The sequence below is a fragment of the Rothia sp. 11273D007AR genome (genome assembly GCF_053547255.1).
On the sequence record NZ_JBPPWJ010000009.1, the window covers coordinates 68,406 to 82,660 of the forward strand.

The following is a 14,255-nucleotide window of genomic DNA, read 5'->3' on the forward strand; positions in this document are numbered from 1 at the left end:
TTGGGCCACAGACACATCTTGAGCCCCCTGCCCGTGAGCCACCTTACCCCCTTAGTGCTGTTCTGGGAGCTTGCGGGCCTTACGGATAGTGCGCAGGCCAGCGGGCAGTTTTTGCTCCTTGGGGGCAGGAGCTTGCGGTTCGGTGGTCTGCGGCTTAGCTGCGGTGGAGGGCGTAGCAGGGCGAGCAGGGGGCTGGGACTGAGTCGCTGTGGTACGGGTGTGAGCCTGCTGCACGCTGGCGGAGGGGCGGGCGCCGCTGGCCGAACTGGAGCGTCGAGCCATCGCCGCCTCAGCACTAGCTTCAGCTGACAGCGGGGTTGAGCGGCGGAGTGTCTGGGCGGACGGACGCGCGGTAGCTGCCGAGGGACGCACGGTGCGCGCACTCCCCTGGGCGCGTTGAGGGGCGGACGCCGCAGGTTGGGCAGAGCCACGCCCGTCGACGAGGGCGCCCAGGCGGGTGGTGAGCTTATCAAGAGTCCAGCCGGTACCGTCTGGGTCAGCTGCGATGATAGCCTGCTCCCGCTCAGCGATACGGGCCAGAGCAAGGCGGCGGGCGGCGTCCTTTTGCATCTTACTATTGGCAATGCCGGTACGCTCCCCCACAATCGGGTTGAGGGGGGTCTGCCGGGCAAAGGCGATAAGAATTCCGATACCGGTCAGTGACGAGACTAGGGCGGAACCACCGGCAGAAATAAAGGGCAGGGGCACACCGATGACGGGCATAAGCCCTACCACCATAGCGATGTTGAGCAGGGCCTGGCCGGCGATCCAGGTGATGATGCCAATGGTGGCGTAGCGAATAAAGAGGTCAGAGGAGCGCAGCAGGATACGCATAGCGCAGTAGATTAGGGCTACGTAGAGCAGCAGCACAGCGATAGCACCAATCAGACCCAGTTCTTCACCGACCACCGCGAAAATATAGTCGTTGTGGGCTTCAGGCAGGTAGTTGTACTTCTGGCGGGACTGGCCCAGGCCCACGCCCCAGAAGCCGCCGGTAGCGAGTGCTGCCAGGCCAGAGTTGGCCTGGTCGCAGGTGGCCTCAACGCAGTCGCGCCAGAAGGCAAAGGTGTTGAAGAGACGCTCGATGCGGTTGGGGCTGATGGCTACCATCATGATGGCGGCCAAGGTGCCCAGGCCCGCGCTAATCATCACTAGCCCGCGGGAGGGGCGGGCTGCCAGGAAGATTGCGCTGAAGAAGAGGGCGTAGATGAGCACCGTGCCCACGTCGTGGCCTGCCAGGATCAGGGTGACAATCAGGCCAAAGCCTAAGAAGGCAGGAACGAGCCCCTTGTAGGCAGTCTGGGCCAGGGTCCCGCGGTCGATGCGCCCCTGACGGGAGTAGACCGAGGCCAGCCAGAGAATCATGATGGGCTTGGCGAACTCTGAAGGCTGGATCGAGAAACCTGCGATGTTGATCCAGTTACGGTTACCGTTGACGGTGGTACCCACAAAAATTACGGCGATGAGCAGCAGGGCTGCGATTCCCAGCAGAGAGTGCACTGCCCAGGGCCGTCGGTACCAGGTGACCGGCACCAGATAACCCACGAGCACCATTGAAACGAGACCCAGTACCGCGAACATACCCTGGGAGCGGGCCTGGCTGAAGGCACCTGCGCCCGATGAAATCTGCTCCACGCTTGAGGCAGAGAGCACCATCATCACACCAAAGAGGGTGAGCACGGTGGCGGTCACTACCAGCACAATCGGTACGTCGGTCAACACCATAGACCCCAAACGTACCTGGGCGTTCTCCCAGGTGCTCCGGGACCTCTCCCACACACGCCGGATCAAGCCAGGACGCTGCTGTGACCGGGGTTCTGCTGCCAGGCTCATAGTCTTTTCGCTTCTCTTCTCTCGGGTGAGGACGCCCCACCGTAGGTGCGGTTAAAGGTGAGGGAGGGTGGGAACCAGTAGCTACTGATTGCCCGCCCTCCGCACCGATCGATTCTAGGAATTGATCTGGTTGACCAGGTCGGCTACCGCGTCGATGAAGGCGTTTCCGCGCTCTGCGTACGAGGTGAACTGGTCCATTGAAGCTGCAGCCGGGGCCATGAGCACGGTGTCATTCTGTTCCGAAATCTCGTGGGCCTTGGCAACCGCCAGTTTCATAACGGCCCGTCCATCACTGGCATCGGCCAGCAGGGAGCTCTCACTGATCTTGTAGACCGGCACATCAGGGGCCTGCTCAGCCAAAGCTGATATCAGGGCCGCGGTGTCGGTGCCGATCATGACCACGGCCTTCAAGCGATCCTTGTGCTCAGCGACCAGCTCGTCGTAGGTCACGCCCTTTGACAGGCCACCGGCTACCCAAATCACGGGGTTGAAGGAGGCCAAGGAAGCATTCGCTGCGTGGGGGTTGGTGGCCTTAGAGTCGTTGACCCAGAGAACCCCGTGGGTGTTGGCCACCAGCTGGATGCGGTGGGCACCGGGTTCGTAGTTCTGCAGGCCTGCCTTGACCTGTTCCGGTTCAATACCGGCTGCCCGAGTCAGGGCAGCGGCAACCAGGGCATTTTCTACGGTGTGCTTGGTCGGCAGCTGACCGGTATCTGCTACTTCAGCCACTTCCAGGGCCTGGTTGCGGCGGTCGTCAAGGAAGGCCCGGTCAATGAGCAGGCCGTCAATTACACCCAGCATGGAAAGACCGGGAGTATCAGCCCAAAAACCGATGGCGCGAGCGCCCTCGACGACGTCCGCCTCTTCGACCATCTGCACGATTTCGGGGTAGTTAGCGTTGAAGATGCAGGCGACCTGAGTGTTCTCGTAGATGCGGGATTTATCGGCCAGGTAGTTGTCATAGCCGGCATGCCAGTCGACGTGATCTTCTGCCACGTTCAGCACGACAGAGGCTAGGGGTGACATGGAGTAGGTCCAGTGCAGCTGGAAGCTAGAGAGCTCAACAGCGAAAAAGTCGTAGTCGACGGGGTCGCGCAGGGCATCAAGGATGGGGGTGCCGACGTTGCCCACCGCAATGGCCTTGTAGCCTGCGGTCTGCAGGATAGATTCGGTCATACCCACGGTGGTGGTCTTGCCGTTGGTGCCGGTAATAGCCAGCCAGGGGGCGACCTTGCGTCCTTCGCGCTGACGCAGACGCCAGGCCAGCTCTACATCGCCCCAAATCTGAATCTTCTGGGCTACTGCATCGGCCAGAATACCGATGGTGGGAGCAAGGCCGGGTGAGGTGACCACCAGGTCAGCAGGCTGCCCCTCGACCAGGGGCAGGGCGTCCATGGCACCGGCGCCCAGTACCGAACCGGCCGCACCCACGATCTTTAGGGTATCAGCCTTACCGCGGGTGACCTCGTTATCGTTACCGTCCACCACAACTACGCGGGCACCCAGCTCGATCAGGGTATCAGCGGCTGAGAAGCCAGAGATACCCAGGCCTGCAACGACCACGCGTAGGCCAGACCAGTCGGATTCCCAGCTGGTCAGCGCTTCCAGGCGCTCGTAGCCGTAGACGGGATTTGCGTTACTTGCCTTCATTAGAAGACACCTCCATTGCTCAGTAGCCAGTCACCGTAGAAGATGCCCAGGGCCACTGCTACAAATAGGCCTGCCAGGATCCAGAAGCGGATGACTACGTTGACTTCGGTCCAGCCCTTGAGCTCAAAGTGATGCTGCAGGGGGGCCATGCGGAAGATACGCTTACCACCGCTCATCTTGAAGTAGCCCACCTGAATAATGACGGAAAGGGCAATCATCACGAAGAGGCCTGCGATAATCGGCAGAAGCATCTGGGTGCGGGTGATGATAGCGAAAGCAGCCAGCGCACCGCCCAGGCCCAGGGAGCCGGTATCGCCCATGAAGATAGTGGCCGGTGAGGTGTTCCACCAGAGGAAGCCGATCAGGGCGCCAATGAGGGAAGCAGCCAGCATCGCCATCTGCCCCGAATCGGGCACCTCGTAGCAGACGTTATCAAGAGAGCCGGGGGCACACAGGTGCTGCTGCTGCCACATCGAAATCAGCAGGTAACCGCTAAAGACCATGATGGCAGCACCGGTGGCCAAGCCATCCAGACCGTCGGTGAGGTTCACCGCGTTCGTTGTAGCGGTGGCAATCAGGTTAGCCCAGATGATGAAGAGGATAATACCCAGCACAGGCCCGGCAAAGGCCAGGTCGAGCCAGGAGATATCGCGGGTGAAGGAGATGTTGAAGGAGGCAGGTGACCAGCCGCGTTCGTCCTTAATCAGCAGGGCACCCACAGCAAAGAGGGTGCCAATCAGCCCCTGGAGCACAATCTTACCCTTGGGAGTCAGACCCTCGTTCTGCTTCTTCCAAATCTTCTGGAAGTCATCAATGAAGCCAACGCCCGCCATGCCCAGCATCAGGAACATAGCGAGTAGCACGGACGCTGAGGGGGCCAAGGTGGTACCGGTGAGCAGGGCTGAGAGACCCAGTGCTAGGAAGAAACCGAGGACGGTTGCTGCCATCATCATGACACCGCCCATGGTGGGGGTGCCCCGCTTGGTCTGGTGTGAGGTGGGGCCGTCTTCGCGAATGAACTGGCCGAACTGCTGCTTCACCAACCATTTGGTGTAGAGCGGGGTTCCGGTGATCGAGATGATCAAGCCGAAAGCGGCAGCCAACAGGATGGAAATCATGCGGTGTCTGTGCCTTCCCGGTTATGAGTTATCTGTGGTCTTGGCGGCAGCATCTGGCTGGGCGCCACTGTCTGAGTTTAGTACCTGGACGAAGTCACCGGCGCTTAACCAGGGCTGTGATTGCCCACTATCGCCTTCGTCTCGGGTGAGTTTGCCCTCATAGTCAGCAACTTTTTGACCGAGAAGGCCCAGGCCAGCCCCGTTTGAGGACTTGAAGAGGACGATATCACCCGGCTCTAGGGCACCGCGCAGGAGTTCGAAGGCTTCCTCGGTGGTGGCAACCCAGGTTGCCTCATTACCCCAGGAGCCTTCCAGGTGGGCGGTGTTGTAGATGGGCTTGGCGATGTCGCCTACGGCGATGAGCTTAGAAATGTTGAGACGTACTGCCAGCTGGCCGATGCGGTCGTGTTCGGTCAGGGTCTGGTCGCCGAGTTCCAGCATGGCACCGAGTACGGCCCAGGTGCGATTGGTGGAGGGCAGACGGCCCAGCTGGGCAAGGGTTTGCAGGGCAGCGGTCATAGACTCGGGATTAGCGTTGTAGGCATCGTTAATGACGGTCACTCCGTCGGCCCGGTCGGTACGCTGCATACGCCATTTGGAGGCTGCCCCAGCGGTGTTGAGCTGCTGGGCGATGCGAACCGGGTCGATTCCGACCTGATAGGCAACGGTAGCTGCCGCCAACAGGTTGTAAACGTGGTGTTCGCCGATGAGCTGGGAGCTAATCTCATAGGCCTGCCCATCGGGGAAGGTCAGGGTGAAGGCGGGTTTGCCTTCATCGGTGGTGGTGAGATTGGACGCCGTCATGCGGTTTTCTGCCACACCGGGGTTAGCGGTGTGGGTTAGTTCCGCTTCGCGACCCTCAACGCCAAAGTAGGTGACGGGGGTGGACGCCCGGTTCAGCATGCGCCTCACCCGGTAGTCGTCGATGTTCAGGCCCAGTCCCAGGCGGACGCCCTCGGCCATCTCGCCCTTGGTCGCTTCGATGTTATCGACGCCGCCAAACTCACCGGCATGGGCGGTGCCCACCTTGAGCACAACGCCGAAATCCGGAGAAATCATGTCGGTCAGGTACTTGATGTTACCCACCCGGTCAGCGCCCATCTCAATGACCAGGTACCGGGTGTCTTCCTCGGCCCGGAAGACGGTCAGCGGCACTCCGACCTCACCGTTGAAAGACCCGATGGGGGCCACGGTCTTGCCCTCTGCACCGAAGATAGCTGCCAGTAGGTCCTTGGTAGTGGTCTTACCCGCAGAACCGGTGATACCCACAACCGTCACGTCGCCGCGCTCACGCAGGCGGGCCACGATGTAAGAGGCCAGTCGTCCCATAGCCAGCACAACGTCGTCGACCAGAATTGAGGGGTATAGCTGGCCGTCAGCATCCTGAACCTCGCGTTCAACAAGAGCCAAAGAAGCCCCCCGCTCGAAGGCTGCAGCCAGGAAGTTATGGCCGTCTGTCACCTCACCGGGCTTAGCGATAAAGAGACAGCCGGCGTCAACTTCGCGGGAGTCTGTAGTAGCAGAAGTGCAGGTCAGAGCAGCAGAATCGGCAGCGTCTACCCCTAACAGGGTACCGCTGACAGCTTCTGTAATCTCTAGTGCTGAAAGTTTAATCATAGGTTTACCTTTAGGTTACTTCTGGCGGTTCTGATAGGCCGGGAGCACGCTGAAACCGGCAGCCTGCAGGGCGCGAGCGGTCTCTACACGGTCGTCAAGCTCGATATCGGTACCGGCAACGTCCTGGGCTACCTCGTGGCCGCGGCCAGCAATCAGAATTGAGTCCTTGGGGCCGGCCAGGGCGATAGCTTCATCGATGGCAGCGGCGCGGGGCTCAATGTTGAGCACCCGCTGGGCGCGGGCCCCGGCTTCAAGAGCCGCGAGCGCACCAGACTCAACAGCCTCGCGGATAGGGGCAGGGTCTTCGCCATGGGGGTCGTCGTCGGTCACTACCACGATATCGGCATAGGTGGCGGCGATTTCGCCCATCAAGGGGCGCTTGGTCTGGTCACGCTCACCGGTTGCACCGAAAACAATAATGATCTTGCCGTCCTCATCTGCCGGCTCGATTGCTTCAAGCGCACGTTTCAGGGCATCGGGGTTGTGGGCGAAGTCCACCAGGGCGGTGGGCTCGGTGGAAATCAGCTGCATACGACCGGGCACAACGGGGGTCAGGGTCTCGGTGCGAGCCAGCACTTCGGTGATGCGCTCGCGCTCTAGCCCGTCGCGGGCGCTCTCAAAAACCATCACGGCGGCCAGCGCAGCGTTCGAGACATTGAAATCAGCTGGAAGCAAGGTGGCGCTGGGCAGTTCAAAACCGTCGCCCCGGCGCAAAGTGAAGGAGTGGCCAATACCGGAGCGCTCTACCTGCACCAGGGCCCAGTCCTGGGCAGCAAGGGAGGTGAGAGCGTCCTCCCCCGGCTCGTAACCGGCACCGAAGTTGGTAAAGAGGCGAACCACAGCGCGGGCCCCCAAAGCCTGAACCGCGCGCTTTGCCATGTCAAGACCCCAGTGGTCATCGGCAGTGATAACGGCGCGACGGGTACGGGCCGGGGTGAAGAGCTCGGCCTTGGAATCAAAGTAGCTTTCCATGGTGCCGTGCAGGTCTAGGTGGTCCTGGGTGAGGTTGGTAAAGCCCGCAATGTCGTATCGGATGCCATCGACACGGCGGTAATCCAGGGCATGGGATGACACCTCCATCGCTGCGCTGGTAATACCCTGCTCACGCATCAGAGCGATAAGGGAGTGCACGTGGGGGGACTCGGGAGTAGTGAGCTTAGAGGGAATAGCCTGACCACCGGCAAGAATCTCGATGGTACCGATCAGGCCGGTAGTGTGACCCAGGGCCTGCATGATCGAGTTGGTCATATAGGTGGTGGTGGTCTTGCCGTTGGTGCCGGTCACCGCAAAGAGGCGGGGCGCTCCCCCGCTACTGGGCTGGGAGGCATAGATACGGGCAGAGAGCGGGCCGACAGCAGCTCGCACCTGGTCGGTGGTGACTACACCCAGGTCGTCGGGAAGGCCCAGCTCGCGCACAATCTCAAGGCCCGCTGCGTCGGTCAGCAGGGCGGACGCCCCCAGCTCGATTGCAGCAGGAAGGAAGGAGGCACCGTGGGCCTTTGCTCCGCCCAGGGCAACATAGAGGTCACCGGGCTGCACTTCGCGGGAGTCCATGGTGATACCCGTGATGGAGCGGGCGGACGCCTGCACCAGCTGGGCCTCTAGGCCCACCTCGGCCAGCCAGTCGGCAACCTCAGCGCAGGTGCGCTCGGTAACCTGGCGGGGGCGCAGCGTCTGGGCGCTGCCCTCAAGTGCTCGGTTTTCTGTCACGGGCTTTCCCTCCAATGGGCGGTCTATGTTAAGGTGCGCGGTGTGGCGCGAGTGCTAATAGGGTCTACTTTAGCCGTTTTCGTCATGTCCCTCAGCGAATTTAGGGGTCTCCTGCGGCTCCGTTGTGGAGCGGGGCACATTATAGATGTGCAGGGTTTTCTCCATAATTTCTGCAAACTGGGCTGTGGTATTTGCCAGGCCAACAGCCGATGCCGTGGTTTTCGGGCGGTGCATAGTAACCGATACGAGGAAGCGGGGGTCCTCGGTGGGAGCGACCCCCACAAAAGAGGTACTCCAGCCATCATAGGTGCTAGAACCTTCGTCCACGTTTTCTGCGGTACCGGTCTTACCGGCGACCCGGTAGCCGTTAATCTGGGCACCTTTCGCACCACGACCCTGGTACACGACAGCCTCCATGACCTGGAGGGTCTTCCGGGCGGTTTCTTCACTCACCATGCGGGTACCTTCAGCGACCTCGCGGACTTCTTCGGTACCGTCCGTATCAATCACAGCATCAATGATGCGGGGCTTGAGCATAATCCCCTTATTGGCCATAGCTTGAAAAATCATAGAGGTCTGCAAGGCTGACTGGGCCACGCCCTGGCCAAAAAGCACATTGTACTGCTGGCGGATATCCCAGTCCTTCCAATGGGTGACCAGGCCCTGGGATTCGCCGGTTAGCTCAATACCGGTGAACTCCCCCATGCCAAACTTCTTAAGCCAGTTGTAGCGCTGCTCCTTGGTGAGCTTGCTACCCATCATGACGGTACCGGTGTTCATCGAGTCAGCAATAATACCGGCAACAGTGCGCTTCTGGGCGGGGTGCACGAAAGGATCGGTGATGGTCTGCTGATCAATTTCAAGCTCAGCAGGCACATCGTAAACGGTCTCAGGTTCAGCGATACCCTCTTCAAAGACGGCAGCGATGGTCAAAATCTTCTCGGGAGAACCCGGCTCAATGACCTGGGTAATAGCGCGGGGGTTCATATCGGCCAGCTCAAAACGCTCAGCACCGGGATCCATCGTCGAAGAATCTGCCAGCGCCAGAATCGAGCCGTCACGCACGTCCATCACAATGGCCGTACCCCACTCAGCCTTCAGTTCCTCAGCACGGGCTTTAACCACCTGCTGCGCAAAATACTGTACGTCCTGATTGATGGTCAGCCGCACACTCTTACCGTCCTGGGCAGGGGTGTTCTGTTCGTCCCCGATAGGTATACGAATACCGTCAGCTGAGATTTCATAAACACGCTCACCGTCAACACCGGCTAGGTGCTCCCCCATGGTGCGTTCGATGCCCACCGAGTTGTTCACCTGCCGCGTTTCGCCGCTGGTGCCGTCCACGGCTTCCTCAATGATGCTAAAGCGGCCTACCACCGAGCCACCCACCTGGCCGTTAGGGTATTTACGTTCAGACAGAATCTCACCGTAGATATAGGGGGCACCCAGTGCATCTACCTTATTGTAGATAGCAGGAGTGACGTTCTCTTTAACAATCTTGTATTTGAGGTCGCCATCGAGCGCCGCTTTCACATCGGCGTCACTCATTTCAAGAATATCGGCCAGCTCATACACCAGCTCGGTGGGGGTTACCTCGACCGGGTCACGGCTTTCTTCGGTGTAGCGCTTAAAGTTAGCCACGGCAGACTGATCAACGGTGATATTGTAGCGCTGCACGCTACGCGCTAGCACGTTGCCGTTAATATCGAGAATCTCTCCACGCAGGGCCGGAATGGTCTGCTTACGGGTACGCTGAGCCTTCGCTGCATCGGCTAGGCCCTTGGGGTCAAGGCCTTGCAACCAGGCAAGACGCAGGCCCACCAGGCCCAGGCCACCGATGCCCAGGGTGCCGGCGATAAAGCCACGCCTCCCTACGGTGCGCTTGATGCCCTGGACGGGTTCATTCTGCTCAGTGCCGCTCATCGTCCCCTATTTCTCTTCCGCTGTGGTTCACTCTTTACTGTGGCCCGCGCGCCGCGCGCTAGCCCCGCTACCCCATAAGGCGAACAGGTGCCCACCACCAGGGCAGGCACCGTATCACGCGCTTGCTATTGACCGCCTGCGCTCGCCGCAGCGGACGGCTGGGCTGAGGTCTGGGCCGCGGGTGAGGCGCTGGCAGGAGCTGAGGCCTGGGCACTTGCTGAAGCGGCCGCGCTGGCTGATGCTTCTGCTGAGGCCTTGGCTTCGGCTTCTTCCTTCTTGCGCTGTTCCTCGGCCCGGGCGCTGGCCTCTTCGTAGGCCTGGGTGTCGGCCAGGGCAGGGGGTGCAATCAGGTTCTTGCTGTTGGCTTCACCCTCGACAGCTGCCAGAGGGGTACCGGTAATTTCACCGGTTTGAAGGTCAAGGGTGGCCTGGCTAGAGGCAGCTACCAGCCCTAGCTGGCTTGCGCGGATAGCCAGGTCCTGGGGGGCCTGGTGGAATTCGATTTCCTGGGCCAGGGCCTCATTCTGCTGGATGAGGGCCTGCTCTTGAGCTCGTAGCTCAACCAGGTCGTACTGGCGGGAGGCCATGACGATGCTCAGCACCAGCACGGTGAGCAGGGCAACGAGCATGGCGCCCAGGGCCACGAAGACACGCCAGCGGTTGGAGGTAGCGCGCAGGGCCCGGGAGCGTGAGAGAGGACGGCGGGCGGGGGCTGCTTCTTGGGGTTCATCGCGCACCACAGACAGGCGGGGCTTGTTCAGCTGCCCGCCGTCGTCGGTTGAGGTGGGGAAACGGGGTTCCGCGCTCATCGTGTTGCCTTTGGTGTCTTGATTTTTTCTGCTGCCCTCAGTTTTGCGGACGCTGCCCGCGAGTTCTCTTCAATCTCCTGCTCGGTGGGTGGTTCAGCACCGCGGGTGATGATTTTGAGTTCGGGTTTATGTTCTTCGAGCTCGACAGGAAAACCCTTGGGGGTGCTGGAGGTTGCCCGAGCAGTGAATGCTCGTTTAACGATTTTGTCTTCGAGGCTGTGGTAGCTCATGGCCACGCAGCGTCCGCCCAGGTTGAGAGCGTCGATTGCTGCAGGGATGGCGCGTTCCAGAGCATCGAGTTCGTGGTTGACCTCGATGCGTAAGGCCTGGAAGGTACGCTTGGCGGGGTGCCCGCCCTTGCGCTGGGCGGCTACGGGAACAGCCTGCTGAATTGCTTTGACCAGCTGACCGGTAGTTTCAAAAGGACGCTCGGCGCGAGCCGCTACGATACGGGAAGCAATGCGGGCGGCAAATTTCTCTTCGCCCCACTGGCGGATAATGCGGCGCAGCTCAGCCTCATCATAGGTATTCACCACGATAGCGGCTGTGAGTTCTTCGGTGTTATCCATGCGCATATCGAGCGGGGCATCGTAGGAATAGGCAAAGCCGCGCTCACGCTCATCAAGCTGCATGGACGATACGCCCAGGTCAAAGAGCACACCGTCAACCTGGGTTACACCGGCTTCTGCCATAGCGCGAGGAATTTCGTCGTACACGGCGTGCACAGGGATGAAGCGGTCGCCGAAGCGGGCCAGGCGCTCACCTGCGAGCTTGTGAGCCATGAGGTCCCGGTCAATGCCGATGAGGGTGAGGTCTTCGAAGCGCTCGAGCATGGCTTCAGAGTGACCGCCCATGCCCAGGGTTCCGTCAATCACGACGGCGCCGGGGCGAGAAATTGCGGGCGCGAGGAGGTCGAGGCAACGGTCAAGCATGACCGGCACGTGCCTGTCTTTGGCGTCCTTGCCGGGTGAGAGGTTCTCTACCTGAGTCAAGGGGTGCTCCTCGCGTTGGTGGTTTTGTGATCCGCTGTCAGTTGGGTGGGTTAGAGCATGAGCCCTGGCAGGATCTCATCGTCGGTGCCTGAGAAGGCTTCTTCCTGTTCTTTCAGGTAGGCCTCCCAGGCTTCGGTGCTCCATATTTCTGCTCGTGAGCCTGCGCCGATGACCGTGAGGTCTTTTTCCAGCCCAGCGTAGTCTCTGAGGTTTTGAGGTATGGTGATTCGCCCCTGCTTATCGGGTACCTCGTCGGAGGCCCCCGATAGAAAAACTCGAATGTAGTCTCGCGCCTGCTTCGACGACAGCGGAGCTGTGCGTAACTGTTCGTGAATACGCTCGAACTCGGTCATGGTGAAGACGTAGAGGCAGCGTTCCTGCCCGCGGGTGAGCACCAGACCTGCTTCTAACTGCTCGCGAAATTTCGCGGGAAGAATCAGGCGCCCCTTGGCGTCCAGACGCGGGGTGTGAGTTCCAAGAAACACGGCACCACCGCCTCTACCTGTCGCCTGTGCTCCCCTAGCAAGCGGGGAAACTACATCAGTGTTGTTCTATCCCCTCCACTTTACTCCACTACGCCCCACCGAATGTACCAAATACGGAATTTTTACCGGGTTTTTGAGTGTTTTCACACAGAATGAGATGGTTACAAAATTTTCTGCTTCATGAAGCACCCACCGGGCAGCCAATTTGCACCTCCCATATATAACTTTGAAGGCATACAAAAACCGCCCGGTGCAGGCCGGGCGGTTAAACGTTAATCTATGGAGGGGCTAGAAGCGAGAGCCGCCTTGGCGCTCATCCCACTTGTTTTCGAGGTTCTGCATAAAGCGAGAATTTCCCTTGTTTTTTGAGGGAGTCGGGCGGGCAGATGCCCCACCGGCAGCTTTAGCGCCTTTTCCCTTGGGGGCAGTCGTAGCGAAATACACGCCAGCAGCTGCTACGACAAAACCCAGTACGCCCAACAGGATGAGCTTAGTAGAGACTCCAGCGATGATGATGCCCAGACCCACCACAGCAACGAGGGCGCCAATCACCAGGTTGCGGGGTGATGACGAGACAGCCGGAGCCACAAGGGGCTGGGGGCCGGTCATGGTTGACGCAAAGGCGGGGTCTTCGTTGAGCTGCTTTTCGAGCTGGGCAAGAAGTTCCTGTTCCCGTTCTGAAAGCGCCATGGTGTCTCCTTAGCTTGTGCGGTGAGCCTAAACGCGCAGGTGGGGCGAGCAGCACCGGAAGCGAGCGCGCGTTAGGTTGTCTACTCATCTTACCGGTAGCTTTTGGGTGCAGCCTAGATACACCCTGAAAATGACCTCGAATTTACCTATCGTTTTCGCCCCTCGGAGGTGATAAGGCTTGCTGGGAGAAGACCGTGGGTACCGAAGCGGGCGTTGATGGTGTCCATAGCGTTTTCGGCTCCTTCCCATTCTTCGGCAAGGGTATCTTGGGTCGGTAAGGTCGTGCCGCCTGTAGCACCGGGTGAAGCTGGGGCGAAGAGTTGCATCTGCACGCCGGTTTCCCGCCCTTCAAGTTTTTCTGCGCGGACGCCCAGCAGCCGTATCGGCCGGTGTGATGAGCCATCGGGCTGCAATACTTCTAACTGTTTGAGGTGGGCAATAACGGCGTCAAACATGATACGGCCGGATACGGTTGCAAGGGGCAGGGGGCAGGAGCGGGTGAGGGTTTCGAAATCTGAGTAGCGAATTTTGAGGCTGAGGGTGCGGGTTTGGCGACCGGCGGCTCGCAGTCTTCGAGCAACGGCGAGACAGAGGCTGTAGATTTCTGCGGTGATAGCCTCGGCGCTCGTTTGGTCGGTGGTAAAGGTGTGCTCGGCACCGATTGATTTTTCGATACGCTCTGGGGTGACCTCGCGGCGGTCAATACCGCGGGCAAGTTCATAGAGGTGCAGACCTGCGGCCTGGCCGTAGCGCCCCTGAAGCCAGGGCAGGTCGTATTCTCGCAACTGGGCGACGGTATGGATTCCAAGTCCTTCGAGGAAGGCAGCGCTTTTAGCCCCGACGCCCCAGAGATTACCGACCGGTAGGGGGTCCAGGAATTCTTGCACCCGCTGGGGTGGGACCACCCAGAGACCGTTGGGCTTAGAACCGGCGGACGCCATCTTGGCAACGAATTTACTCGATGAAATCCCTACGGAGCTCGGCAGACCCAGCTCGGTTTTAATGCGGTCGCGGGCCTGTTGCGCGATATCGACGGGGCTCCCTTGGGCTCGGACGGCGCCGGTGAGGTCAAGGAAGGCTTCATCAACGCTAACCTGCTCTAGGCGGTCGGTAATCGTACCTAAGATAGCCATCACCTGAGCGGAGTAACTGCGGTAGTGGGCGGACGGCTCCAGCAGCAGGGCAGCGGGGCAGAGCTGGCGGGCGCGGGCCAGGGGCATGGCTGAGCGCACTCCGTAGCGGCGGGCTTCGTAGGAGGCGGAGAGGACGACCGAGCGCGGCGAGTTGCGGGCAACGATGAGCGGACGCCCGCGTAGCTGGGGTTGTGTAAGAAGTTCAACGTTGACGAAGAAGGCGTCCATATCGAGGTGCATGATGATGCGGGCAGGGGCGTCCGCACGCACGCCCTGAGTAGCCTGCTGGCTCATC

Annotated in this window: 11 protein-coding genes; all 11 read right to left on the reverse strand. The window is 60.3% G+C overall.

Features of this window, described 5'->3' with window-relative positions; genetic code table 11:
* Nucleotides 1–51 precede the first annotated feature (51 nt).
* The 11 genes from ACED88_RS06550 to dinB all read right to left on the reverse strand — a co-directional run bounded on the left by ACED88_RS06550 (nucleotide 52) and on the right by dinB (nucleotide 14,254).
* Nucleotides 52–1,833, reverse strand: a complete 1,782-nt coding sequence (locus ACED88_RS06550; RefSeq protein ID WP_449109106.1) for an FtsW/RodA/SpoVE family cell cycle protein — start codon at nucleotides 1,831–1,833, stop codon at nucleotides 52–54.
* Between the two features lie 114 nt (nucleotides 1,834–1,947).
* The gene (gene murD, locus ACED88_RS06555; RefSeq protein ID WP_449107320.1) at nucleotides 1,948–3,483 is read right to left on the reverse strand and encodes a UDP-N-acetylmuramoyl-L-alanine--D-glutamate ligase; all 1,536 of its coding nucleotides are present in this window, start codon (nucleotides 3,481–3,483) and stop codon (nucleotides 1,948–1,950) included.
* Nucleotides 3,483–4,601 (reverse strand): phospho-N-acetylmuramoyl-pentapeptide-transferase, encoded by a 1,119-nt coding sequence (gene mraY, locus ACED88_RS06560; RefSeq protein ID WP_449107319.1) that lies wholly within the window; start codon nucleotides 4,599–4,601, stop codon nucleotides 3,483–3,485. The genes murD and mraY overlap by 1 nt, the downstream gene beginning before the upstream one ends.
* A gap of 21 nt (nucleotides 4,602–4,622) precedes the next feature.
* Nucleotides 4,623–6,218: a UDP-N-acetylmuramoyl-tripeptide--D-alanyl-D-alanine ligase gene (locus ACED88_RS06565; RefSeq protein ID WP_185173162.1), complete on the reverse strand. Its 1,596-nt coding sequence runs from the start codon at nucleotides 6,216–6,218 to the stop codon at nucleotides 4,623–4,625.
* Between the two features lie 15 nt (nucleotides 6,219–6,233).
* A complete protein-coding gene (locus ACED88_RS06570) occupies nucleotides 6,234–7,928 on the reverse strand; it encodes a UDP-N-acetylmuramoyl-L-alanyl-D-glutamate--2,6-diaminopimelate ligase (RefSeq protein WP_449107318.1) in 1,695 nt (564 codons plus the stop codon).
* A gap of 69 nt (nucleotides 7,929–7,997) precedes the next feature.
* The gene (locus ACED88_RS06575; RefSeq protein WP_449107317.1) at nucleotides 7,998–9,851 is read right to left on the reverse strand and encodes a peptidoglycan D,D-transpeptidase FtsI family protein; all 1,854 of its coding nucleotides are present in this window, start codon (nucleotides 9,849–9,851) and stop codon (nucleotides 7,998–8,000) included.
* A 125-nt stretch (nucleotides 9,852–9,976) separates the two neighbouring features.
* Nucleotides 9,977–10,660, reverse strand: coding sequence for a hypothetical protein (locus ACED88_RS06580; RefSeq protein ID WP_449107316.1), 684 nt, complete (start codon nucleotides 10,658–10,660; stop codon nucleotides 9,977–9,979).
* Nucleotides 10,657–11,652 (reverse strand): 16S rRNA (cytosine(1402)-N(4))-methyltransferase RsmH, encoded by a 996-nt coding sequence (gene rsmH, locus ACED88_RS06585; protein ID WP_449107315.1) that lies wholly within the window; start codon nucleotides 11,650–11,652, stop codon nucleotides 10,657–10,659. The genes ACED88_RS06580 and rsmH overlap by 4 nt, the downstream gene beginning before the upstream one ends.
* Before the next feature lie 50 nt (nucleotides 11,653–11,702).
* Nucleotides 11,703–12,137: a division/cell wall cluster transcriptional repressor MraZ gene (gene mraZ / locus ACED88_RS06590; protein WP_135011380.1), complete on the reverse strand. Its 435-nt coding sequence runs from the start codon at nucleotides 12,135–12,137 to the stop codon at nucleotides 11,703–11,705.
* Nucleotides 12,138–12,425: 288 nt separating this feature from the next.
* Nucleotides 12,426–12,827: a DUF3040 domain-containing protein gene (locus ACED88_RS06595; protein WP_449107314.1), complete on the reverse strand. Its 402-nt coding sequence runs from the start codon at nucleotides 12,825–12,827 to the stop codon at nucleotides 12,426–12,428.
* A gap of 146 nt (nucleotides 12,828–12,973) precedes the next feature.
* The gene (gene dinB / locus ACED88_RS06600) at nucleotides 12,974–14,254 is read right to left on the reverse strand and encodes a DNA polymerase IV (protein ID WP_449107313.1); all 1,281 of its coding nucleotides are present in this window, start codon (nucleotides 14,252–14,254) and stop codon (nucleotides 12,974–12,976) included.
* Nucleotide 14,255: the final 1 nt, after the last annotated feature.

Bases quoted from the DNA above. Each gene is read 5' to 3' on its own strand.
- ACED88_RS06550 (WP_449109106.1), bottom strand. From the start codon at position 1,833: ATGAGCCTGGCAGCAGAACCCCGGTCACAGCAGCGTCCTGGCTTGATC.
- murD (WP_449107320.1), bottom strand. From the start codon at position 3,483: ATGAAGGCAAGTAACGCAAATCCCGTCTACGGCTACGAGCGCCTGGAA.
- mraY (WP_449107319.1), bottom strand. From the start codon at position 4,601: ATGATTTCCATCCTGTTGGCTGCCGCTTTCGGCTTGATCATCTCGATC.
- ACED88_RS06565 (WP_185173162.1), bottom strand. From the start codon at position 6,218: ATGATTAAACTTTCAGCACTAGAGATTACAGAAGCTGTCAGCGGTACC.
- ACED88_RS06575 (WP_449107317.1), bottom strand. From the start codon at position 9,851: ATGAGCGGCACTGAGCAGAATGAACCCGTCCAGGGCATCAAGCGCACC.
- ACED88_RS06580 (WP_449107316.1), bottom strand. From the start codon at position 10,660: ATGAGCGCGGAACCCCGTTTCCCCACCTCAACCGACGACGGCGGGCAG.
- ACED88_RS06595 (WP_449107314.1), bottom strand. From the start codon at position 12,827: ATGGCGCTTTCAGAACGGGAACAGGAACTTCTTGCCCAGCTCGAAAAG.
- dinB (WP_449107313.1), bottom strand. From the start codon at position 14,254: ATGAGCCAGCAGGCTACTCAGGGCGTGCGTGCGGACGCCCCTGCCCGC.